Annotated in this window: 16 protein-coding genes; 10 read left to right on the forward strand and 6 right to left on the reverse strand. The window is 72.1% G+C overall.

Annotation, left to right across the window (positions count from 1 at the left end; translation table 11 throughout):
* The 3 genes from GTY56_RS33655 to GTY56_RS33665 form a co-directional block, all read left to right on the forward strand.
* The coding region (locus tag GTY56_RS33655; protein ID WP_524540172.1) for a serine/threonine kinase C-terminal domain-containing protein at positions 1-893 on the forward strand (893 nt) is incomplete at its 5' end.
* Between the two features lie 153 nt (positions 894-1,046).
* Positions 1,047-3,557 (forward strand): serine/threonine kinase C-terminal domain-containing protein, encoded by a 2,511-nt coding sequence (locus GTY56_RS33660; protein ID WP_161369074.1) that lies wholly within the window; start codon positions 1,047-1,049, stop codon positions 3,555-3,557.
* Positions 3,558-3,724: 167 nt separating this feature from the next.
* Positions 3,725-5,560, forward strand: a complete 1,836-nt coding sequence (locus GTY56_RS33665; RefSeq protein WP_161369105.1) for a serine/threonine-protein kinase — start codon at positions 3,725-3,727, stop codon at positions 5,558-5,560.
* A 176-nt stretch (positions 5,561-5,736) separates the two neighbouring features.
* Here the strand turns inward: GTY56_RS33665 and GTY56_RS33670 are convergent, their stop codons facing one another.
* From GTY56_RS33670 to GTY56_RS33685, 4 genes are all read right to left on the reverse strand, one after another.
* Positions 5,737-5,985 (reverse strand): hypothetical protein, encoded by a 249-nt coding sequence (locus GTY56_RS33670; RefSeq protein WP_161369076.1) that lies wholly within the window; start codon positions 5,983-5,985, stop codon positions 5,737-5,739.
* A gap of 226 nt (positions 5,986-6,211) precedes the next feature.
* Positions 6,212-7,306, reverse strand: coding sequence for an ABC-2 membrane transporter-related protein (locus GTY56_RS33675; RefSeq protein WP_237525153.1), 1,095 nt, complete (start codon positions 7,304-7,306; stop codon positions 6,212-6,214).
* Positions 7,303-8,193, reverse strand: a complete 891-nt coding sequence (locus tag GTY56_RS33680; protein WP_237525154.1) for an ABC transporter ATP-binding protein — start codon at positions 8,191-8,193, stop codon at positions 7,303-7,305. The genes GTY56_RS33675 and GTY56_RS33680 overlap by 4 nt, the downstream gene beginning before the upstream one ends.
* A gap of 48 nt (positions 8,194-8,241) precedes the next feature.
* Positions 8,242-8,679 (reverse strand): GntR family transcriptional regulator, encoded by a 438-nt coding sequence (locus GTY56_RS33685; protein WP_161369078.1) that lies wholly within the window; start codon positions 8,677-8,679, stop codon positions 8,242-8,244.
* 342 nt (positions 8,680-9,021) lie between these two features.
* Between GTY56_RS33685 and GTY56_RS33690 the strand changes: the two genes are divergently transcribed.
* The 5 genes from GTY56_RS33690 (at position 9,022) to GTY56_RS33710 (ending at position 17,379) form a co-directional block, all read left to right on the forward strand.
* Positions 9,022-10,248, forward strand: a complete 1,227-nt coding sequence (locus GTY56_RS33690; protein ID WP_161369079.1) for a serine/threonine-protein kinase — start codon at positions 9,022-9,024, stop codon at positions 10,246-10,248.
* Between the two features lie 133 nt (positions 10,249-10,381).
* Positions 10,382-12,028, forward strand: a complete 1,647-nt coding sequence (locus GTY56_RS33695) for a serine/threonine-protein kinase (RefSeq protein WP_161369080.1) — start codon at positions 10,382-10,384, stop codon at positions 12,026-12,028.
* Positions 12,029-12,099: 71 nt separating this feature from the next.
* Positions 12,100-13,776 carry a serine/threonine-protein kinase gene (locus tag GTY56_RS33700; RefSeq protein ID WP_161369081.1) on the forward strand — a complete coding sequence of 559 codons (1,677 nt, stop codon included), beginning with the start codon at positions 12,100-12,102 and terminating at the stop codon, positions 13,774-13,776.
* Positions 13,777-13,911: 135 nt separating this feature from the next.
* Complete coding sequence (locus GTY56_RS33705) at positions 13,912-15,549, forward strand: succinic semialdehyde dehydrogenase (RefSeq protein ID WP_161369082.1); 1,638 nt, start codon at positions 13,912-13,914, stop codon at positions 15,547-15,549.
* A gap of 45 nt (positions 15,550-15,594) precedes the next feature.
* Positions 15,595-17,379 (forward strand): GMC family oxidoreductase N-terminal domain-containing protein, encoded by a 1,785-nt coding sequence (locus GTY56_RS33710; RefSeq protein ID WP_161369083.1) that lies wholly within the window; start codon positions 15,595-15,597, stop codon positions 17,377-17,379.
* Positions 17,380-17,472: 93 nt separating this feature from the next.
* On the opposite strand, the gene GTY56_RS33715 is transcribed toward GTY56_RS33710, so the two are convergent.
* Complete coding sequence (locus GTY56_RS33715) at positions 17,473-18,456, reverse strand: LAETG motif-containing sortase-dependent surface protein (protein WP_161369084.1); 984 nt, start codon at positions 18,454-18,456, stop codon at positions 17,473-17,475.
* 224 nt (positions 18,457-18,680) lie between these two features.
* Between GTY56_RS33715 and GTY56_RS33720 the strand changes: the two genes are divergently transcribed.
* The gene (locus tag GTY56_RS33720; RefSeq protein ID WP_161369085.1) at positions 18,681-19,823 is read left to right on the forward strand and encodes a hypothetical protein; all 1,143 of its coding nucleotides are present in this window, start codon (positions 18,681-18,683) and stop codon (positions 19,821-19,823) included.
* Between the two features lie 497 nt (positions 19,824-20,320).
* Here GTY56_RS33720 and GTY56_RS33725 read toward each other — a convergent pair whose 3' ends face one another.
* Positions 20,321-20,752: a chorismate mutase gene (locus tag GTY56_RS33725; RefSeq protein WP_346345642.1), complete on the reverse strand. Its 432-nt coding sequence runs from the start codon at positions 20,750-20,752 to the stop codon at positions 20,321-20,323.
* A 177-nt stretch (positions 20,753-20,929) separates the two neighbouring features.
* On the opposite strand from GTY56_RS33725, the gene guaA reads away from it, so the two are divergent.
* Positions 20,930-22,510 carry a glutamine-hydrolyzing GMP synthase gene (guaA, locus tag GTY56_RS33730; protein ID WP_161369086.1) on the forward strand — a complete coding sequence of 527 codons (1,581 nt, stop codon included), beginning with the start codon at positions 20,930-20,932 and terminating at the stop codon, positions 22,508-22,510.
* The last annotated feature ends 1 nt before the right edge of the window (position 22,511 follow it).

The following is a 22,511-nucleotide window of genomic DNA, read 5'->3' on the forward strand; positions in this document are numbered from 1 at the left end:
GGTCGGGCTCGGCGGCCGCCGGCACAGGCGCCGGTGCCGGTGAGCGGAGTGGGCCGGAGGCGAAGACGGCGTCCGGGGGACGGAGTTCGGGCTGGCCCGTCATGCCGCCGCCCGACCTGCCGCCGCGGCCCGTGCCCCGGGCGCCGCTCACCGACGTGGTGCCGCGGCGGACCCTGATGATCATCGCGGTGGTCGTGGTGCTCGCCGTGATCGGCACCGTGCTCGCGATCGCGCTCAGCGGTGACGGCGAGGACGGGAAGGGTGCGTCCGGCGAGGGCGGCGGGAAGACCGTCGCGACGGCGTCGAGCAGCGGCGACACCAAGGGCGACAAAGCCGATGGCACGCGCACGGACAGCGGGGAGACCCAGCCCGCCCCGTCCGGGTCCGCCTCGGACAGCAAGCCGGGCGGCGGGGCGAACGGTTCCGCGGACGAGGGCGGCACCGGCGGCGGGAAGGGCACCGCGGCGGAGTCGACTCACCAGGGCGACCAGGGGTACTCGATCGGTCTGCCGAAGGGGTGGAAGTACCGGTCCACGGGCGCGGCGGGCGACCGCTTCACCGGCCCCGACGGACAGAAGCTGCTCATCGCCTGGACGTCCACGCCCAAGGGCGACCCGGTGGCGGACTGGAAGAACCAGGAACGCTTCATGGTGCGCGCGCAGTATCAGAAGATCCGCATAGAGAAGGTGGACTACCGCGGCTGGAACACGGCCGACTGGGAGTTCACCTACACGGACGGCGGCACCAAGTACCGGACGATCGACCGGGGTTTCGTGGTCGACGACCGGCAGGGGTACGCGCTGATGTACACGGCGAAGGCGGCCGGCTGGGACGACGCGTCGCGCAAGGAGACCTGGCGGACGCTGACGACGACCTTCGAACCCAAGTCCTGAGCATGAGGCGCCCCGGGTTTGGGGAGTGAGATCTGGCATCCCCGCATTGCGGGTTGCCTGCGGCACGTATCGTAAATGTTTGCGGACCGTGCGCAGCCGAAGCGGACCGCGGGGCGAACGGATGTGACCGAACGGGCTGCCGGGGGAGGCAACGTGGACGACTACGCGGGCCGGGTGCTCGCCGACCGCTACCGCCTGCCGCTGCCGCCGTCCGACGAGTACGAACTCACCGAGACCCGGGCCTTCGACACCTACAGCGGGCAGGAAGTCCTGGTCCGTCAGGTGCCGTTGCCCGAGGTGGTCGAGGCCGAGGTCCTCGACGCGGAGGGGCTGCCCGACGGTTTCACGGCACGTGACGGTGGTGCGCGGCGTTCCGGCGCCCGCGCGGGCGCCCGGCGGCCCGCGGATCCGGTGGTGCGGCGCGCGGTCGAGGCCGCGCAGGCCGCGGCGGCGATCCCCGACCACCCCCGGCTCGACCAGGTCTTCGACGTGTTCGCCGAGGGCGGTTCGCTGTGGATCGTCAGCGAGTTGGTGGCCGCACGCCCGCTGGCGGCGCTGCTGGCCGAGAAGCCGCTGACGCCCTACCGTGCGGCCGAGGTGGCCTCCGACGTCCTGATGGCCCTTCGCGTGCTGCACGCGCACGGCTGGGTGCACCGGAACATCACCGCGCGGACGGTGCTCGTCTGCGACGACGGCCGGGTGATGCTGACCGGGCTGGCGGTGGGCGCGGCCGAAGAGGCCCTGTGCGGGTACGACCCGGTTCCGGAACCGCCCTTCGAGGACTCCGGGCGCCGGCCGGGGCACGAGGGCGGCGCAGGGCCGCTCAACGGCGCGGGCGGTCCGGGGGGACCCGGGCCGGCCGGTGGTGCCGGCGACCCCGAGGCCGCGCGGCGCGCCGCCATCGAGGCCCGGGAGGCCAGGGGACTGCCCTCGGCAGGAGGCGAGACCACGGGGGGCGGCCCGGTCGTACCGGCGCGCGGAGCGGTGGAGGAGAGCGGGGACCCCCGGGCGGCGCGTGCCGGGGCGATCGCGGCCTACCGGGCCGGTGCCCGGGCCGCCGCACGGGTGCAGGAGGCGCAGCAGGGCGGGCGGGCGGCCCTGCCCGGAGCCCGCCCCGCACCGGACGGCGGGGCCGCGCCCTACGGCAACGGGTCGGCGCAGTCCCCGTACATCCCCGGGCAGGGCACCGCCCCCGGCGCCGTACCGCCCGGGCGGATCGCGGACCCCTACGGCGTGGGCGGAAATCCACGGACCACGGCATGGCACGGCGCCACCCCGCGCGGCACCACCGGCGGGGCGCCCGTGCCGCAGGGCCGGGAGCAGGCGGTGCTCCCCCCGGCCCCCGACACCGCGGCCCACGGCGAGCCCACCCGCTGGGACGACCTGGTCGCCGACACCCCCGCTCCCCGGCGCGGTCCGGCCACGGCGCTGGCCGCCGAGCGGGCGCGGCAGGCGCGGATGGCCGTGGTCGGGCCCGTCACGGAACGCTGGGCACCGGAGCAGGCCGGCCCTGTGCACGAGAACTGGCAGCTGGCCGCGCCGATCGGTCCCGCGACCGACCTCTGGGCACTCGGCGCCCTGCTCTTCAGGGCCGTGCAGGGGCACGCGCCCTACCCGGAGGAGTCCACGGCCGAGCTGGTGCAGATGGTGTGCGCGGAACCGCCCGCGTACGCCGAGGAGTGCGGGCCGCTGCGGCCGGTCGTGGAGTCGCTGCTGCGGCAGGACCCCACCGAGCGCCTGGACTTCGAGGAAGTACGCGGCTGGCTGCGTTCGCTGGTGCGCTCGGCGCCCGAGCCGGAGGCCGGGGTGCACGTCGTCCCGGCACCGCCCGTGGACGCCCGCCGACTGCCCGTCGTACGGCGCCGGGGCGAGCTCGTGCGCAGGCGGAAGGCCGGGCTGCCCGCCCATCACGGGCGGCACAAACGGGCCCGGAAGGAGTCCGGTTCGCCGCACCGCCTCGGCCGCACCCTGCTGGTGCTGGTCCTGCTCGCGATGGCTGCGGCGATCGCCTACGCCATGCTCTTCATGCCCAAGTCGGGGACCGACGGCTCGGACGGCACCGACCGCACCGGTGCCGCCGGTGAGGTCAGCCGGGCGCCCGAGCCGGACGCCAGCAGCGAGCCCCGGCCCGACCAGACCTCTCCCGGGCCGGAGAAGAGCCCCAAGTCGTCGGCCGGCACCACCGAGACGCAGACCACCGGCCCGGACGTCGCCGACGGCTTCACCCTGCGCAAGGACTCGGCGGGCTTCCAGGTCGCCGTCGCCAAGGGCTTCGACCGCACCCCGCGGAGCGGCAGCGGCCAGGTCGTCTACTCCAAGGGCGACTTCGAGCTCATCGTCGTGGCGGGCCGGGACAGCGCGTCGCAGTACGGTGACGACCCCATGGCCTACCAGCGGGAGCGGGAGCGTGAGCTGCAGCCGTACCGCGACTCCAGCTGGGCCACCTCCACCGGGCTGAAGACGATCGAGGTGGGCGGACGGACCATGGCCGAGGGCCAGTTCACCTGGACCGGGGGCGACGGGGGTGAACTGTACGTCCGCAACCTCGCGATGCTGGTCGACGGGCGCTACCACGTGGTCCAGGTCCGCGGCCCGGAGTCCGAACGGGACGAGGTGACACGGCTGTACGAGCAGGCGGCTGCCACGTACAAGGTCACGGGGTGAGCGACCGGCGCGCCGCGTGTACGCCGCGGTTCACCCTCTGGTTGCCTCCCGTCCCGGGAGTCGACAACCGTTACAGTGCGGTCACCGTGGTACCCCGCTTGTTCCCAGCGTGAGGACGGGTCCTTACGCTGACCCTGTCAAGACCATTGCGGGGCAACGTGAATCAGATGCAGGGCCTGCTCGTCGCAGGCCGCTACCGGCTGGCCGAATCCATCGGCAGTGGCGGCATGGGCCGGGTCTGGCGCGCACATGACGAGGTGCTGCACCGGTCGGTCGCCATCAAGGAACTGACGGCCGCCCTCTACGTCTCCGAGAGCGAGCAGGCGATCCTGCTGGCCCGGACCCGGGCGGAGGCCAGGGCCGCCGCCCGGATCAACCACTCCGCGGTCGTCACGGTGCACGACGTACTGGAGCACGACGGCCGCCCGTGGATCGTGATGGAGCTGGTCGAGGGCCGCTCCCTGGCCGACGCGGTCAAGGAGGAGGGGCGCGTCGAGCCGCGCGAGGCCGCCCGCATCGGCCTCTGGGTGCTGCGGGCCCTGCGCGCCGCGCACACCGCCGGGGTCCTGCACCGCGACATCAAGCCGGGCAACGTCCTCCTCGCCCGGGACGGACGCGTGCTGCTCACGGACTTCGGCATCGCGCAGATCGAGGGCGACACGACCATCACGCGCACCGGAGAGGTCGTCGGCTCCGTCGACTACCTGGCGCCCGAGCGGGTGCGCGGCCACGACCCGGGCCCGTCCTCCGACCTGTGGGCGCTCGGCGCGACGCTCTACACGGCGGTGGAGGGCCGGTCACCGTTCCGCCGCACCACACCCCTTTCCACCATGCAGGCCGTGGTCGAGGAGGAGGCCGCCGAACTCCGGCACGCCGGTCCGCTCGCGCCGGTCGTCACCGCCCTGCTGCGCAAGGACCCGGGCACCCGGCCCGACGCGTCCGAGGCCGAGCACATGCTCGCCGAGGCGGCGGAGGGGCGGCGGCCGGACGGGGCGCAGGCGTATGTGCCCACGCAGTACGGGGGGCCGTCGCCGTACGGAGGGACGACGCCGTACCGGGACGCCCACAGCGGCCCGGACGCGAGGGCGGCCACCACGGCGACCACGGGTGCCCCCGGCACCGGACACGCCGGCACCGGACACATGGCCACCGGGGGCACCGGCTTCAGCACCGGTTCGGGCTCGCACACCGGGACACCGCTCCCGCCCCTGGCCGGCACCCCGGCCGCCGGGACGTCCACGGCCGGCACCACGCCCTACGGCCCGACCGGTCACAACGGCCCGACCGGTCACACCGGCCCGACCGGTTCCGGGGGCCACGCCGACCCGGCCGTCGGGGGCCCGACGGCCGGCCCGCAGCCGGCCGGTTCGGGCAGGCGCCACCGGCTGCGCACCGTCGCCCTGGTCGTCGCGCTCGCGGCCATCATCGGTGGAGGCACGGCCGTGGTGCTCCAGCAGTGGAACGGGAGCCGCCCGTCACAGAGCGTCGGCACCGAGGACCAGAACCCCACAAAACGGCCCGGCAGTTCGGTTCCGGTCAGCTGGACCCGCTACAACGACCCCGCGGGGTTCAGCCTTTACCTGCCCAAGGGCTGGAAGCGCAAGCCCTTCGGACCGCAGGGCGAGCTCAGGCAGATCGACTACTCGCCGGACGGCGGCCGGCACTTCGTCCGCATCGCCATCGACACGTCACCGGACTTCGCCGACCCCTACGCGCACCAGCTCGACCTGGAGCAGCAGCTTCAGGGGCTGGTCGACTACAAGCGGGTCACGCTGGAGCGCAACGTCTACCGTGACCGGGAGGGCGCCCGGTGGGAGTACACCTGGACCGCCCAGCCCAAGGACATCAAGTTCCCCGGTCCGCGCCGGGCCGTCGAGGAGACGTACATCGCCCGCGACGGCACCGAGTACGCGCTCTACATATCGGCTCCGGCCGCGGACTGGGCGACCGCGCGCAAGCAGTTCACCTCGCTGCTCCAGGGCTGGCAGGAGAAGACCGCCTGAAGCAGGGGCACTTCTGAGGGGGCGGTTCGTGAGTTCCAGAGTGGATCTGCTGTCGCCTGATGGTGTGGTGGCGAGTCGGAATCTGCCGGTCGGCTGCGGGCCTCAGCCCCGTCGCAGGCGCTGAAGACTCCGGCGGATCCGTCTCAAGCCGGCGCCGATGTCTCCAGGTCCTCGACTTACCTGGTCGTCTGGTCGTCGAAGATTTCCTGGGTGTACTGGTCCATGGTCTTGGTGTCGACGCCCTCGCATACGTCCGGGCGCTTGCCTTGTTCGCTCTTCCTGCCGTCGTTGTACTGCTTCTCCATGGCGGCCTTGCAGGCGGCGAGGTCGGGCTTGTCGCCGCTGCTGCCGCAGGCGGCTGTCGTAGCGGCGAGGGCGAGCAGGATGGCTGTGATGGCTGTACGGGTGCGGGTACGGGTGCGCATATTTCCTCCATGGGACTGTTCGGCACCAGCGGCATGGTGCGGCAGGTGGGAGCCCGGTGTCGCCGTGTGGATTGCACGTTGGCGGCCTGTTCGGCGGGGTCGTCACCGGGTGTCGGGGCCGCAGTGAGGGCCGCGGAGGTGAGCGGGGGCGTCGAAGCCTCAACCGCTCGCCTCCTTCGGTGGGATGGTGGAGAGCGAGTGCCCCCGTCGGGGCATGTCCGGCTCCTCAGACGAGCCGCTTGCGACCCCAGACGAAGAGGAAGACCACGATGCCGGCGGTCAGGGCGAACAGGACCGACGCGCCGAACCACTGCATACTGCTCATCTGCGAGATGGGGATGTAGTCGATCGACGCGCCGACGATGTCCGCCTTCTTCATGCACGACGTGGTCGCCTGCTCCGACAGCGTGTCCGTACACGTGGTCAAGTCGAAGGGCTTCCCGCTGCCGCTGACATACGAGGTGTCGACCACGTGCGCGGTGCGGGGCACCGACGGGAAGGTGATCGTGGTGCCGGGACTGACCGGCTTGCTGGTGGCTGTGAGGATGTCGCCGAGCGACAGCTTGAAGTAGCCCCAGACGGCCTGGAGGGCGACGGTGAATCCGAGGGTCACGACCATGGCCGCCAGCGTGCGGCGCAGGATCACGCCGATCAGCACCCCGCCGAACACGGAGAGGAGGGCGAGGGCGACGGGCGCCGGGCCCGTGGTGTTGAAGAACTCCCGGGAGGTCCAGTCGATGTCCAGGTAATGGAGCTTGACGGGGTTCCACCACCAGGCGAACACAGCCGACAGCGTGACCGTGGTCACGGTCACCACCAGCCCGGTCAGCGCCAGCTTCGTGGCGAGCCAGCGGTTGCGGCTCACGGACTGGGCGGCGATCAGCTTGGCCGTGCCGTTCTCCAGGTCGCCTGCGAGCAGCGGGGCGCCGAGGAGGACACCGAGCATGACGGGTATCGCCGTGAGGCCGGTGGTGACGGAAGTGAACGCGCCGATGTAGGGGTCGAACTGCTTTCCCGCGTCGTCGAGGTTCTTGGCGGGAAAGCCGTAGGCGTGGAGGAAGTCCATCATCTGGGCGCGCTGGTAGACCATCCAGGCCACGCAGAGCACGGTGGCGGCGAGGAGGGTCCAGAACGCGGCCCGGTGCTGGCGCCAGACCAGCCAGGTCATACCGCTGAGGCGGGGGCGCCGGGTGGCCTCCGGGGTGCTCGCCTTCCCGGCCCCGTGCCCGGGTCCGTTCCTGGTTGCGTTCGTCATCGCGTTCATCGTCCGGTTCGCCGTGCCGTTCCTGCCGTGGATCGAGGGGTTGGTGGAGGTGCTCATGCCGCCACCGTCCCGGTGTCGAACGCCTGGCCCTGGACCTGGGCGGTGGGAGTGATCAGCGTGGGTGCGTCGGGTGAGCGGAGATAGGCGAGCAGGAGTCCCTCCATGCTCGGGGCGGCCACCTCCCAGGGGCCGGTGACCGGGCCCTCCGGGCGGATGAGCGCGGTGAACTGCCGTCCGCTGGTCCGGGCTTCGACGAGGGTGTGGTACCCGAGGAAGGCGGGCAGGTTCTCACCCTCCCTGGCCCCGGTGACCACGGTGTGCATGGTCATCAGCTCGTCCACGTCACCGGCGACGCGCACTCCGCCGCCGGAGACGACGACGAGGAAGTCGCACACGTTCTCCAGCTCGGCAAGGACGTGGGTCGACATCACCACGGTGGTGCCGCGCTCGCCGGCTTCGGCGAGGAGGGTGCCCATGAGTTCGTGGCGCACGACCGGGTCGAGGTCCGCCATCGGCTCGTCGAGCAGCAGCAGGTCGGGGCGCTTGCCGAAGGCGAGGGCGACAGCGACGCGAGTGCGCTGGCCGCCGGAGAGAGTGCCGATCTTCGCGTCGAAGGGCACGTTGCCCGCGCGGACGATGTCCTCGGCGGCGCGCTGGTCCCAGCCGGGGTTCAGTTCCCGCCCCAGCCGCAGGGTCTCCGCCACGGTGAAGCGACGGAACAGCGGCTTCTCCTGCGCGAGGAAGGCCGTACGCCGACCGGACTCCACCGAGCCCGGCGCCTCGCCGAACAGACTGAGCGAGCCCTGCGTCGGCTTCAGGACATGGGCCGCGATGTTCAGCAGGGTGGTCTTGCCCGCCCCGTTGGGGCCGACCAGCCCGCAGATCCTGCCGGCCGGGAGCCGGAAGGTGCAGTCCCGCAGCGCCCAGCCCCGCCGGTAGCGCATCCCCAGTCCGTGTGCCTCAAGCGCCGGCCCCCCCCCGCGTACATGACGTCACTCACCTGTGCTCCTCGTTGTCCTGGCCCCCGTGACCGCCGTGGTCCCGGCGGCGTACTGCTTCTCCAGCGCCGACGCGACCAGCGCGGCCACGTCCTCCTGCTCCAGACCGGCCCCTGCCGCCTTCGCCATCCACGCCACCAGCTCCCCGTACAGCGGCGAGTCGGTGCCCGTCTCCGGGCTGCCCAGCGTGCGGCGTACGAAGGTGCCCTGGCCCGGTCGCGGTTCGACCAGGCCCTCGCGCTCCAGCTCGCGGTACGCCTTGAGGGTGGTGTTCGGGTTGACCGCGCTCGTCTCGGAGACCTCCTTGGCGGTGGGCAGCCGGTCGCCCGGCACCAGTACGCCCAGCCGCAGAGCCTGCTTGGTCTGCTGCACGATCTGCTGGAAGGCAGGGACACCGCTCCGCCTGTCGATGCGGTACTCCACGGCCACCACTCCCCTCCATCACCATTCCACTACTCGATTAGTGGAATGGTGATGATGGAAGGAAGGGGCTCCAGTTGTCAACGTCTCTCGGCCTGGTTTCCCGTTTCCTGACGGCGCCCGGCCGCTCGGACCGCGGTGAAGGTCCACTGCCCGTTGGGGCTGCTCTTCCCGGACCACTGCTGGGTGGGACCTGTCCCCCCCGAGGGAGTCCTGCGCCTGGTCAAACTCGGGATCCTCGCTGAGGCCGACGCCGGCACCTCACGAGCCGCCCACTGACGCGGGGCTGTCTGTTTCGGCCACCCGCGCCGCGCCGCCCCGGAGTGGTTCCGTCCGTTGGGGCATCATGGCCGCATGGGGACCGAGGGGCACAACAGGCGTGTCATCGCGGGCCGTTACCGGCTTGAGGAGAAACTCGGGCACGGCGGCATGGGCGTGGTCTGGCGGGCGACCGACCAACTGCTCGGCCGGAGCGTGGCCGTCAAGGAGCTCCCCTACGACGAGACGCTCTCCGCGGCGCAGGCGCGCCGGCAGCGGGACCGCACGCTGCGTGAGGCCCGGGCCGTCGCCCAGCTGAGCCACCCGCACATCATCGTCGTCCACGATGTCGTGGAGGACGGCGAACGCCCGTACATCGTCATGGAGTTGATTGCGGGCGGTTCGCTCGCCGACCGGCTCGCCCAGCGGGGCCCGGTCGATGCCGCCGAAGCGGCCCGCATCGGCATCGCGCTGCTCGGAGCTCTGGGCGCCGCGCACGCGGCCGGGGTGCTGCACCGTGACCTCAAGCCGGACAACGTGCTGCTGGAGACCGGCACCGACCGGGTCGTCCTCAGCGACTTCGGCATCGCCCAGGTCGCGGGCGCCCCCACGCTCACCGAGAACGGGGCCTTCGTCGGCTCGCCCGAGTACACCGCGCCCGAGCGGATGTCCGGGGTGCGGACCGGGCCCGAGTCCGACCTGTGGTCGCTGGGCGCGCTGTTGTGCGCCGCCCTCAGCGGGGAGTCACCGTTCCACCGCGACTCCCTGGGCGGCATCCTGCACGCCGTCGTCGTGGGCGACATCCAGCCGCCCGCGCAGGCCGGGCCGCTCATGCCCGTCGTGCGCGGCCTGCTGGAACGGGATCCGGACCGGCGGCTGGACGCGGACCGGGCCGAGCGGATGCTCCAGGCCTTCCGCGACACGGGCGTTACACCGCCGGCGCCGCCGGCCGGGTCCGGTTCGTCGCCCGGGTACGCGGCGGCGGGGGACGTACCGCGCAGGCCGCCGCAGGATCCCGTCGGAGGACAACCGCCCGGGCCGCCCGCAGCCCTGCCCGGTCCGGATCGGCCGGAGGAGCCCTTCCTGCGCCAGCCCGCGCGGCGCGTGCTCATCGCGGCACTGCTGGTCGCCGCGGTGGCGGGGGCGGGGGTGTCCGCGGCGGCGCTGCTGCGGGAGGAGGGCACCGGGGACGGCGGCCCCACGCCGACGAGTTCCGCGACGACGAAGCCGAAGACGCCGAAGACGGCGAAGCCCGGGACGGCGATGCCGAAGACGCCGCCGCCCCGGTCGGCCTCCCCGGGCACGCCCGCGCCGGCCCCCTGACCACCACCACCCGGTCCCCGATCACCCGAAGCGCCATAAAGGGGGAGAACAGTCCCCTTGTGAAGTCACGGGTCTGTGACCGGCTCGCGTCCTTTGTGGATCCGCGGGCGGTTGGCGCGATATGGATGAACCCATGAGCAGCAACGGGGGAGCCCGATCCGGAGCCGACGAGCCGACGAGTTTTGTCCTGCAACCGCCGAACCAGCAGGCGCCGGTACCGGGCAATCCCTACGCCACGCCGGCCGCGTCTCCCACTCAGGTCGTGCCCTCCCAGCCGGCCCCGGCGCCGGAAGACCCCGGCGCCGGGCGGCTCATCGCCGGGCGTTACCGGCTGCTGGCCAAGCTCGGGCACGGTGGCATGGGCACGGTGTGGCGGGCCAAGGACGAGACGGTGGACCGGGAGGTCGCCGTCAAGGAACCCCGTGTCCCGGAGCATCTTCCCGAACGCGAACGCGCCAACGCCTTCGAGCGAATGCGCCGCGAAGCCCGGGCGGCGGCCCGGCTCGACCACCCGGCCGTCGTCGACGTGCACGATGTCGCGGTCGTGGAGGACCAGCCCTGGATCGTGATGGAGCTGGTGCGGGGCCGCTCGCTGGGCGACGCGCTCCAGGAGGGCACCCTGTCCGCGCGCGAGGCCGCCCGGATCGGCCTGGAGGTGCTCGGCGCGCTGGAGGCCGCGCACGCGGCGGGGATCCTGCACCGTGATGTGAAACCGGACAACGTGCTGCTCGGCCGCTACGACCGGGTCGTCCTCACGGACTTCGGGATCGCCCAGATCGAGGGCGAGACCAATCTGACCGACACGGGCGGGTTCGTCGGCTCGCCCGAGTACATCGCCCCCGAGCGCGTACTGGGGCAGCGCCCGGGTCCGGCCAGCGACCTGTGGTCCCTCGGCGTGGTGCTGTACGCGGCGACGGAGGGCGTCTCCCCGTTCCGCCGCAGCAACACCCCGGCCACGCTCCAGTCCGTCCTCAACGCCACGCCCGCACCCCCGGCCTCCGCCCCGGGCCCGCTCGCCCAGGCCATCAACGGCCTGCTGGACAAGGACCCGGCCCGCCGCCCGAACGCCGCGCAGGTACGGGCCCTGCTGGAGGCGGCCGCGAACCCGCCCGCCGCCCGTCCCACCCAGGCGGTGCGGGTGGCCGGCCGGGGCGGTGGCGTACGGCTCGGCCGCAAGGCCTGGACCGGACTGGGTGCCGCAATCGTCGCGGCGGCGGTGACGGCGTACCTGGTGATCGCTGACCCGTTCGCCGGGCCGCTGCCCGACGGCTGGGAGATCAGGCAGGAGAAGGACCTCGCCGCGTCGCTCGCCGTCCCCGCCGGGTACGAGCGGACCGTGCCCGACCGGAAGTCCGACCAGGACCACTGGGTCACCTACAGCGACCGGAGCGGCAGCGTCTGGATCAACCTGCGCCTGGAGAAGAAGGCCGAGGACACCGGCGGCAACATCGCGGGCTCCGCGGCCGCCGAGATGTACGACGACGACACCCGGTTCAAGGAGAGCGGCAGCTACGAGCTGGACATGGACGAGGGGCCGAAGAAGACGGACCCCAGGACGACCACGTACCGGGATAAGAAGGCCGCCCGGAACACCGTCCCCTTCACGACCGACGACAGCGAGAACCCACGTCCCCGGGAATGCCAGATCTTCTACTACCGGACCCCCGGCGGCGACATGTACAAACTCACCGTCAGCTACCCGGACAAGAGCGACTTCACCGCCCGTGGGCGCGAGGTGGCGAGCACGGCGATCGCGAATCTGGACATCGGCAAGACCTGATTCCGCCCCTCCGACCCGGATGGAAACGACCCGCGTCGACAAGGACGCGCCCCGCGGGGTACTGATGGGACATGAGCAACGACGGGGGCGGCACGGACGACGCCCGGGGCCGGCTGGTGGGCGGGCGCTACCGGCTGGTCGAGCGCATCGGCTCCGGGGGCACGGGCACCCTCTGGCGGGCCCTCGACGAACGTGCCCAGCGTGAAGTCGCCGTGAGGCAGCCGCGGTTGCCGGGCGATCCGCAGGACGGGAGCCACCGGCGGGCGGCCCACCGGCTGCACCGCGAGGCCCGGGCCGCCGCCCGCGTCGACCATCCCGCCGCCGTCACCATCCACGACGTGGTCGTCGAGGCGGAGCAGCACGACGAACAGCTGGGACCCGTGGGCCCCGACCAACTCGACGCGGCCGAGGCGCTCGACGGACTGCCGTGGATCGTCATGGAGCTGGTGCCCGGCGAGTCCCTCCACGACCGTCTCCGGCGCGGACCGATGGACGTGCCCGAAGCCGCCCGGATCGGACTCGCCGTGCTCGGTGCCCTGCGTGCCGCGCACGCGGTCGGCATCGTGCACCGGGACGTGAAGCCCGCCCATGTGCTGCTCGGCCCGCACCGGCGTGTCGTCGTCACCGACTTCGGCATCGCCCATGTGCAGGGCGACGACCTGCACGCCGGGAGCGGGGAGGCCACCGCCGGCCCGCCGGAGTACGTCGCCCCCGAGCGGATGTCCGGCCGCACCGCCGGGCCCGCCTCCGACCTGTGGTCCCTGGGTGCCCTGTTGTTCGCGGCCGTCGAGGGCGCGTCCCCGTTCCTGCGGGCCACGCCGGAGGCCACGGTCGCCGCGATCCTCGCCGCCGAGCCGCCCGAACCGACTCGGGCCGGGCCCCTCGGGCCCCTGATCGCACGGCTGCTGGTGCCGGACCCCGAACAGCGGCCGGATGCCGAGGAGGTCGCGAAGGAACTGGAGGCGGTGGCCGGGCCGGCACCGGCCGAGGCGGTGGCGCGGACGGCCGAGCACATACGGAAGGCGGATGACGAGACCGCAGCCCCGCCCGACCCGGTGCCCGCCGCAGTGTCCCGGACCCTGCCGGCCGTACCTGTCGTCCAGCCCGGACCCGTGCCCGCCTCCGCCGCCCCACCCCTCCACGCCACGCAGCACGACCCCCTGCCCCCCAAACGCCAGAGCCTCCTCCGCCCCGGCCCCCTCGCCCTCCTCTCGGCGCTGCTCGCCGGCGGCATAGGGGCCGTCACGCAACTCGCCGAGCCCAGCAGTGCGGAGAGCGCCGGGCCGGCCGCCGACACGACCGACGTCTGGAGCCCGCACCCCGAGCCGGACATGGCGGCCGTTCTCCATCTGCCGCGCCAGTACCGCCCGCTCGACCGGACCGGCGGCGCGGCCGGCCGGCCCCGCACGGTCCTCTACGGCGACGGGCGGACCGGTGCGATCCAGGTCCGTCTCCTTTTCTGGGACAGGGCCCCTGCCTCCCCGGCGGACCAGGCCCGGACGGCACAGGAGCCCGGGGGAGAAACCCGGTACGCCCGCACCGGCGTCCAGGGCCATGAAGCCGCCCTCGCCGACACCGCGTACCGCCGGGGCGAGACCCCCCGGCGGCTCATGCGGCTGGTCGTCCGCACCGATGACGACCGCATGTACGAACTGCGCGTCGACATGCCCAGGGGCACGCCGGAGGAGGAAGAGGGCACCTCGGTGTTCGAGGGGGCCAGGGAGCGACTCGGGATCGTAAAAGGCTGAAGCACACCCGCCGGTCACCACAAGGTCCTGATCAGCGCGTTTGTTGCCAGCAGTCACTGGCGGCGTGTGTGCACGCGGTGAAGCCGTATTACCGACGGGTACCCAAAGGCTTCGTCCCGGCATACCCTGCGCCTCATGACGGACGCGCAGGCCGCCGAGAAGACGGCACAGACCGGCACGGCACAGACCGGCACGAACCCCCTCGCCCCCGCCCCGGAGGGCGCCCGCACCGCCGCGGACGTGGTGACGCCGGAGCTGGTCGCCCAGCTCACCAAGGGTGTGGCCGGCTCCGGCCGGACCGCCAACCACACGCCGTTCACCGGCGAGAAGCTGGCGGACCTCCCCGAGTCGACGCCCGAGGACGTGGCGGAGGCCTTCGAACTGGCCCGCGCCGCCCAGGCCGTGTGGGCGCAGACCCCCGTACGGCAGCGCGCCGCCGTCCTGCTCCGCTTCCACGACCTGGTGCTGGAGCGCCAGGCCGAGGTGCTCGACCTCATCCAGCTGGAGACCGGAAAGGCCCGGCTGCACGCCCACGAGGAGGTCCAGGCCGTCGCGGTCGCCGCCCGGCACTACGGCCGCAAGGCCCCCTCCTACCTGCGCCCCAAGCGGCACGCCGGCGCCATGCCGACCCTCACGAAGGTCACCGAACTGCGCCACCCGCGCGGTGTCGTGGGCCAGATCGCCCCCTGGAACTACCCCCTGGAGCTGTCGGTCGGCGACGCGCTCCCGGCCTTCGTCGCGGGCAACGCCGTCGTCATGAAGCCGGACACGGAGACCTGCCTGACCGCCCTGTGGGCCCGAGACCTGCTCATAGAGGCCGGGCTGCCCGCCGACGTCTTCCAGGTCGTGCTCGGCGACGGCCCGGTCGTCGGCCCGGAGGTCGTCCGGCACGCCGACTACGTCTCCTTCACCGGCTCCACCCGCACCGGCCGCGAGGTCGCGCAGGGCGCCGCCGCGCGGCTGGTCGGCGTCTCCCTCGAACTCGGCGGCAAGAACGCCATGCTGGTGCTGGAGGACGCCGACATCGAGAAGGCCGCGGCCGGAGCGGTCCGCGCCTGCTTCTCCTCCGCCGGGCAGCTCTGCATCTCCATCGAACGGCTCTTCGTCCATGAGTCGATCGCGGACGCCTTCCTGGAGCGCTTCGCCGCCCGGACGAAGGCCATGCGCCTCGGCACCTCCCTGGCGTACGGCGCCGACATGGGGTCCCTGGTCGGGGAACGCCAGCTCGAAACGGTCACGCGGCACGTCGAGGAGGCCGTCGCCAAGGGCGCCAAGGTCGTTGCCGGCGGTGTGGCGCGCCCGGACATCGGCCCGTACTTCTTCGAACCCACGATCCTCGACGGCGTCGCCACGGACATGTCCGTCTGCGGGGAGGAGACCTTCGGCCCGGTCGTCTCGGTCTACCGCTTCACCGACGAGGACGAGGTCATCGAGCGCGCCAACGCCACGGCGTACGGCCTCAACTCCTCGGTGTGGACGAGGAACGGCCGCCGTGGCCAGGAGGTCGCCGCCCGGCTGCGCACCGGCACGGTCAACATCAACGAGGGCTACGCCCCCGCCTACGGCAGCGTCCAGTCCCCGATGGGCGGCATGAAGGACTCGGGCCTCGGCCGCCGCCACGGCTCCGAGGGCATCCTCAAGTACACCGAGGCCCAGACGGTCGCCCACCAGCGCGTGCTCCCCATGGCCCCCTCGCTGGGCATGGACGACGAGAAGTACGCCCAGTTCATGAGCCGCAGCCTCCGCCTGATGAAGGCGTTCAGGTTCCGGTAAGCCACCCGCATCACCCGCACTGCACACTCGAAGGGGAGACGGCACGTGCCTCAGGACGCTTACGACTACGACGTCATCGTCGTGGGTTCCGGATTCGGCGGCTCGGTGACCGCCCTGCGCCTCACCGAGAAGGGCTACCGCGTAGGCGTCCTGGAGGCCGGCCGGCGCTTCACCCGCGAGACGCTCCCCAAGAACTCCTGGGACCTCAAGAACTACCTCTGGGCCCCGAAGCTCGGCATGTACGGCATCCAGCGGATCCACCTCCTGGGCAACGTCATGGTCCTGGCGGGCGCGGGTGTCGGCGGCGGTTCCCTCAACTACGCCAACACCCTCTACGTCCCGCCGAAGCCGTTCTTCGAGGACCCCCAGTGGCGTGACATCACGGACTGGCAGGAGGAGCTGAAGCCGTACTACGACCAGGCCCGCCGCATGCTGGGTGTACGGCTCAACCCGACCATGACGCCCTCGGACGTCCATCTGAAGGCCGCCGCGGAGCGGATGGGCTGCGGCGACTCCTTCCACATGGCTCCGGTCGGCGTCTTCTTCGGTGACGGCGAGGACGCCGACGGCTCGGTGAAGGCCAAGCCCGGCCAGGAGGTGCCCGATCCGTACTTCGGCGGCGCGGGCCCCTCCCGCAAGGCCTGCGCGGAGTGCGGCGAGTGCATGACCGGCTGCCGCCACGGAGCGAAGAACACCCTCAACGAGAACTACCTGCACCTCGCCGAGAAGGCCGGTGCGGTGGTCCACCCCATGACGACGGTCGTGTCGCTCACCGACGACTCGCGCGGTGGCTTCGCCGTCGCCACCCTGCCCACCGACGACCGCGGCAAGAAGAAGGGCCGCACCTTCACGGCCCGCCGGGTCGTCCTCGCCGCCGGCACCTACGGCACCCAGACCCTGCTGCACCGCATGAAGGCGGGCGGTCAACTGCCGCACCTCTCCGACAGGCTGGGCGAGCTGACCCGCACCAACTCCGAGGCCCTGGTCGGCGCCCAGACCGACGACCGGCGCTACCGCAAGGCGCACGGCGCGCCGAAGGCCGACTTCACGCGGGGCGTGGCCATCACGTCCTCCATCCACCCGGACGCGAACACCCACATCGAGCCGGTCCGCTACGGCAAGGGATCCAACTCGATGGGCGGCCTGTCCATCCTCCAGGTCCCCTACGCCGGGACGAACTCGGGTGCCTCACGGGTCCTGGGCTTCCTCGCCAACGCAGCGAAGCACCCGTTGCTGGTGCTGCGCTCCCTGTCGAACCGCCGCTGGTCGGAGCGGACCATCATCGGCCTGGTGATGCAGTCACTGGACAACTCCCTGACGACGTACGTGAAACCGTCGGGCGTCGGCCGCGGACTGCTCACCGCCCGCCAGGGTCACGGCGCCCCCAACCCCAAGCAGATCAAGGCCGCGACGGAGGGCGCTTCGGCACTCGCCGCCGAGATCAACGGCTTCGCGGGCTCCAACGTCGGCGAACTGATGGGCACCCCGCTCACGGCCCACTTCCTCGGCGGCTGCCCCATCGGCGATTCCCGCGAGTCCGGCGTGATCGACCCGTACCACCGCCTCTACGGCCACCCCGGCATCTCCGTCGTCGACGGCGCCGCGGTCTCCGCCAACCTGGGCGTCAACCCCTCACTCACCATCACCGCCCAGGCTGAGCGGGCGATGTCGTACTGGCCCAACAAGGGCGAGGAGGACCCGCGCCCGCAGCAGGGCACCTACGAGCGTCTCCAGCCCATCGAGCCCAAGTCCCCGGCGGTCCCGGCGGAGGCGTTCGGCGCGCTGCGGCTGCCGTTCCTCGGCATGCCGGCCGTACCGCCGAAGAACTGAGCGACCCGGCACAACAGAAGAGGGACCTGCGCCCCCCTCCGAGCGCAGGTCCCTCTTCTGCTTGGTGCTGCGGCCTGTGCGGGCCGCTGCGGCTTACGCCTGCGCGCCGGCCTTGCGGCGGCGGACGACGAAGATCGCGCCGGCACCGGCGACGACCGCGGCACCGCCGACGAGGCTGATCATCGGCAGGGCGGAGCTGGAGCCGGTCTCGGCGAGGCTGCCGGTGACCTCCGGCGTGGTGCCGCTCGGCTTCTCGTCGGTGACGGGCGCCTTGCCGCCTTCCTGCGGCTTGGTGCCGCCGGTGTCCGTACCGGCCGAGACGATCTGGAACTTGTACGACACGTCACCGAAGCCGGTGCACTCGGCGTCGTTGTCGCCGTAGATCGTCGCGCCGAGCGAGAAGCCGGCGCCGACCGGGGCGGACTTGCTGACGTTGAGGCGCAGCGGGATGTTGACCTCGTACTCGGGCTTCAGCTCGTCGGTGTAACCGACGTAACCGACCGCGTAGCCGCCCTCGTTGAGGTCGACCCAGATCTTGTCCTGGGGGTCCCAGGCCTGGAGCTGGACCTGCTTGCTGGAGAACAGCTCCTCGCCGTTCTTGTCGGGGGAGGCCCCGGCGAAGAAGTCGAGGTCGTTCAGCGTCGAGTCGGAGTTGTTCAGCACGTTCAGCGAGAACTTGTGCCAGCCGCTGCCCGCCGCGATCTTGCCGGGCAGGCCGGAGATGCTGACGTCGACCTTGGTGTCCTCACAGATCGAGGGCTCGGGGTCCGGGGACTCCGACTCCTCGGGCTCGGACGCGCTCGGAGCCGGGGAGGACTCGCTCGCGGACGCGCTCGGCGAGCTGGACGTCTCGGGAGCGGATTCGCTCACGGAGGCGCTCGGAGTCGGCGTCGTCTCGGCAGGGGTGGACTCGGTCGCCGACGGCGAGGGCGACGTCTCGGGAGCGGACTCGCTCACCGACGCGCTCGGAGTCGGGGTCGTCTCGTCGGTCGCGTACGCGGCCGGTGCCGCGAGCAGTGCCACCGGGGCTATGACCGCCGTAGCGGCCGCTGCTGCCATGGCGCGGCGAAGCTTCATGAAGACCTCGGAAAGTCCGGCGTACCGCGGGATGCGGCACGAACGTTGGGGGAGGCCTCCGCGTGTGGGGCGCGGGAGTGGCCCTTGGTTCGGCAGGTTTGATCCGTGAAACCTGTGAATGGTTGTGCTGGCTTTCACAGAATTCTTATGTGGGCTGAGTCACATCGGAGACCTTCTGGTGAAGGCTTGTGAAGGCGCCTTCCGCGCGCTTAGATCTTGGCTTCGTGTCTGAAAAGCCGTCCGACGATCAGCCGTCGGCCTCGGAGATCCCCGACGACGTCTGGGAGCAGTTCACCCGTGACACCGAGCGGGACATCGGTTCCTCCGCCCCGAAGGAACCGTCCGCGCGAGCGCGCATGGTGACCGAGCGGCTGCGCGAGCAGGACGCCCGGGGGGAGTTGCCGCCCGGGTGGCGCACCGGCCCGGCCTGGCAGGAGATGAACGGGCGTGCCGCCCGACGCCGCAAGCTGTGGGCCTTCATCGGCGTCCCCCTCGCCGCGGCCGTGGCGCTCGTGGCCCTCAAGCCGTCGCTGCTGCCCGGCGACCCCTTCGGCACCGGGGAGTCCGGGGCCGCGGAGGCCTCACCGCTGCCCGACGAGACAACCGCACCCACCGCTGCTCCCGGTGCGTCGGACCCCGAGACCCCCACCCTGGACCGGCCGTTCGCCGGCTCCCCGGCCGAGCGCTGGGCGGACGGCGAGGCCGGCATCGTCCTGCCCGAGGCGAAGGCCGTCGGCGCCGTCTCCGAGGGCCGGGTGGAAGAGGCGCTGAAACTGACGAAGAAGCTGCTGGTGGGCGCCAACCTCGACCCGAGGACCGTACGCGGCGCCCGCCCCACGGCCGCGCTCTCCGTGCTCGACCCCAAGCAGCCCGAGCTCCTCGACGATCTCGACACCGGGCTGCGCTCCCCGAGTGAGAAGCACGACCCGGTGACGCTGTTCAGCCGCTTCGACCCCGACGAGGTGCGGCCGGCCGGTGACGTGATCAAGACCCGGGGGCGCATGACGTTCAAGAAGGGCACGCAGGGCGGTGTGGCGGTGCGCGCCGACTACACCTTCGTCTACCCCGTCGTCCGGGCGGACGGCCCCACCGAGGTCGCCCGCACCATCGTGCGCCGGGTCCTCGACGTCGAACTCGCCGACCCCGCCCGCTACCAGGTCACTCCCGGCCGCCTGCTCCTGATGAACTACGACCAGGAGATAGGCAACTCCGCCTGCTTCGTGTACGACGGCTACCTGCACCCGGAGTTCTCGTCGAGCAGGTCCGCGGGCCCGGACCCGAGCGGCCCGGCGACAGACCCGTACGACCGGAGCAGGGAACTCGAACGCGGCGACGGCGGCGACTGTGGCACGGTGACCCGTACCTGAGCAGAGCGAAGGGCCCCGCGGGGTGGAGCCGCGGGGCCCTTCTTCTCGTCAGCACCGACGTCAGGGCAGCGCCGGTGCCTGGAAGCGGCGCCGGGGGGTTGCGCCGCTGGTCTGCACCTATGGCAATGGGGCAATGCGGGGGTCCGCGGGGGGACTTGGACCGTGTAGGCATCGTGCTGGATGAACGCGGCGCCCGCAACCGTTTGACCCAGACTTGTGCATTTATGCAAGGTCCGCGGCCGGCCCCGGGCGTCCCCGGGGCCGGCCGTTCTCTTGGGTGACCGGGCTGCTGTCCCCTGCCGTCCGGTCACTTCCCTGGAGCGAGGTCCCACGACGCACGGCACGATCCGTGCGTCTCATCGCCCCAGTGAGCCACGCGTGGTTCTTTCGGGCCCGCGCCTGGCTGGCACGGACACCGGGACCAACGAGGCGGCTGCGGGACGGTCACGCGCCGTACGGGTGAGGAGGGGCCGCACGTCTGTCCGGCGAATGCGGTTTCAGATCTTGCCGCGGCACAGCTCCAGCAGGGTCATCGCGAGCGCGGTGCCCGGCTTGCCCAGCGCCTGCCGGTAGTGACCGAGCACGTCCATCTCGCGGGACAGGTTCACGCGCCGGCCGCCGGAGGCGATCCGCGCCTCCTGGATGACGGCCGAGACGGCCACCCGTTCCTGGATCAGGCCGATGATCCGGTCGTCGAGCGCGTCGATCCGCTCGCGCGCGCCGGTGATCACGTCGGCGGCCTCGGCAGTGCGGGCGCCGGTCACGTCGATGGCGGTCATACGGGGCTCCTGGTGGTCAGGGGCTGCCCCGGGGCGGCACGGCCCGGACGACGACAGGCGCCCCGGGCCTTGTCGGCCCGGGGCGCCTGGGAAGTCGCTTGTCAGTTGCTCAAGCAGCACGACCATGGCGTCCGGCGGGCCGGATGCCATAGGTAAAGACGAACGTCTGGTGCTTGAACATGGGGGCAAGTATGCACCGCACCCCGGAGCCGTCCAAGCCGGTTCGCATCCTGAGACGGGGCTCCTCCCGGCACACGGAAGGAGCCCGGCGGCCCCCCGGTAGAATCGGTGGCACAAGACCCCCGCCCCACCGCCGGAAGGCACCCCGTGTCATCAGCGACTTCTGCTGCCAACGCCGCCGACACCGTCCTGGTCGTCGACTTCGGCGCGCAGTACGCCCAGCTCATCGCCCGTCGTGTCCGCGAGGCGCGGGTCTACAGCGAGATCGTGCCGAGCACCATGCCGGTCCGGGAGATGCTCGCCAAGAACCCCGCGGCGATCATCCTCTCCGGCGGCCCCTCGTCGGTCTACGCCGAGGGCGCGCCCAGCCTGGACCGCGAGATCTTCGAGGCCGGCGTTCCCGTCTTCGGTATGTGCTACGGCTTCCAGCTGATGGCGAGCACCCTCGGCGGCACCGTCGACAACACCGGCGCCCGCGAGTACGGCCGCACCGACCTGCACGTCTCCAAGGTGTCCTCCACCCTCTTCGAGGGCACCCCCGCCGAGCAGCCCGTCTGGATGTCGCACGGCGACGCCTGCTCCGCCGCCCCCGAGGGCTTCTCCGTCACGGCCTCCACGGACGTCGTCCCGGTCGCCGCCTTCGAGAACGACGAGAAGAAGCTCTACGGCGTCCAGTACCACCCCGAGGTGATGCACTCCACGCACGGGCAGCAGGTGCTGGAGCACTTCCTCTACCGGGGCGCGGGCCTGACCCCGTCCTGGACGACGGGCAACGTCATCGAGGAGCAGGTCGCCGCCATCCGCGAGCAGGTCGGCGACAAGCGTGCCATCTGCGGCCTGTCCGGCGGCGTGGACTCCGCGGTCGCCGCGGCCCTCGTGCAGAAGGCCATCGGCTCCCAGCTGACCTGCGTGTACGTCGACCACGGCCTGATGCGCAAGGGCGAGACGGAGCAGGTCGAGAAGGACTTCGTGGCCGCGACGGGCGTGCAGCTGAAGGTCGTGGACGCGGAGGAGCGGTTCCTCAAGGCGCTGGCCGGGGTCTCCGACCCCGAGGAGAAGCGGAAGATCATCGGCCGCGAGTTCATCCGGGTCTTCGAGCAGGCCCAGGCCGAGATCATCGCCGACGAGGGCCCGGCCGTGGAGTTCCTCGTCCAGGGCACGCTCTACCCGGACGTCGTCGAGTCCGGCGGCGGCACCGGCACCGCCAACATCAAGTCCCACCACAACGTGGGCGGTCTGCCCGAGGACCTCGAGTTCCAGCTGATCGAGCCGCTGCGCAAGCTGTTCAAGGACGAGGTCCGCATGGTCGGCCAGGAGCTCGGCCTGCCGGAGGAGATCGTCCAGCGCCAGCCGTTCCCCGGCCCCGGCCTCGGCATCCGTATCGTCGGCGAGGTCACCAAGGAGCGCCTGGACCTGCTGCGCGAGGCCGACGCCATCGCCCGCGAGGAACTGACGGCGGCCGGTCTCGACCGGGACATCTGGCAGTGCCCGGTGGTCCTGCTCGCGGACGTCCGCAGCGTCGGCGTCCAGGGCGACGGCCGGACGTACGGCCACCCGATCGTGCTGCGCCCCGTCTCGTCCGAGGACGCCATGACGGCCGACTGGTCGCGCCTGCCGTACGAGGTCCTCGCCCGGATCTCCACCCGGATCACCAACGAGGTCAAGGACGTCAACCGCGTCGTCCTCGACGTGACCTCGAAGCCGCCGGGGACGATCGAGTGGGAGTGAC

It is taken from the genome of Streptomyces sp. SID5643 (assembly GCF_009872555.1).
Lineage (GTDB): Bacteria > Actinomycetota > Actinomycetes > Streptomycetales > Streptomycetaceae > Streptomyces > Streptomyces iakyrus.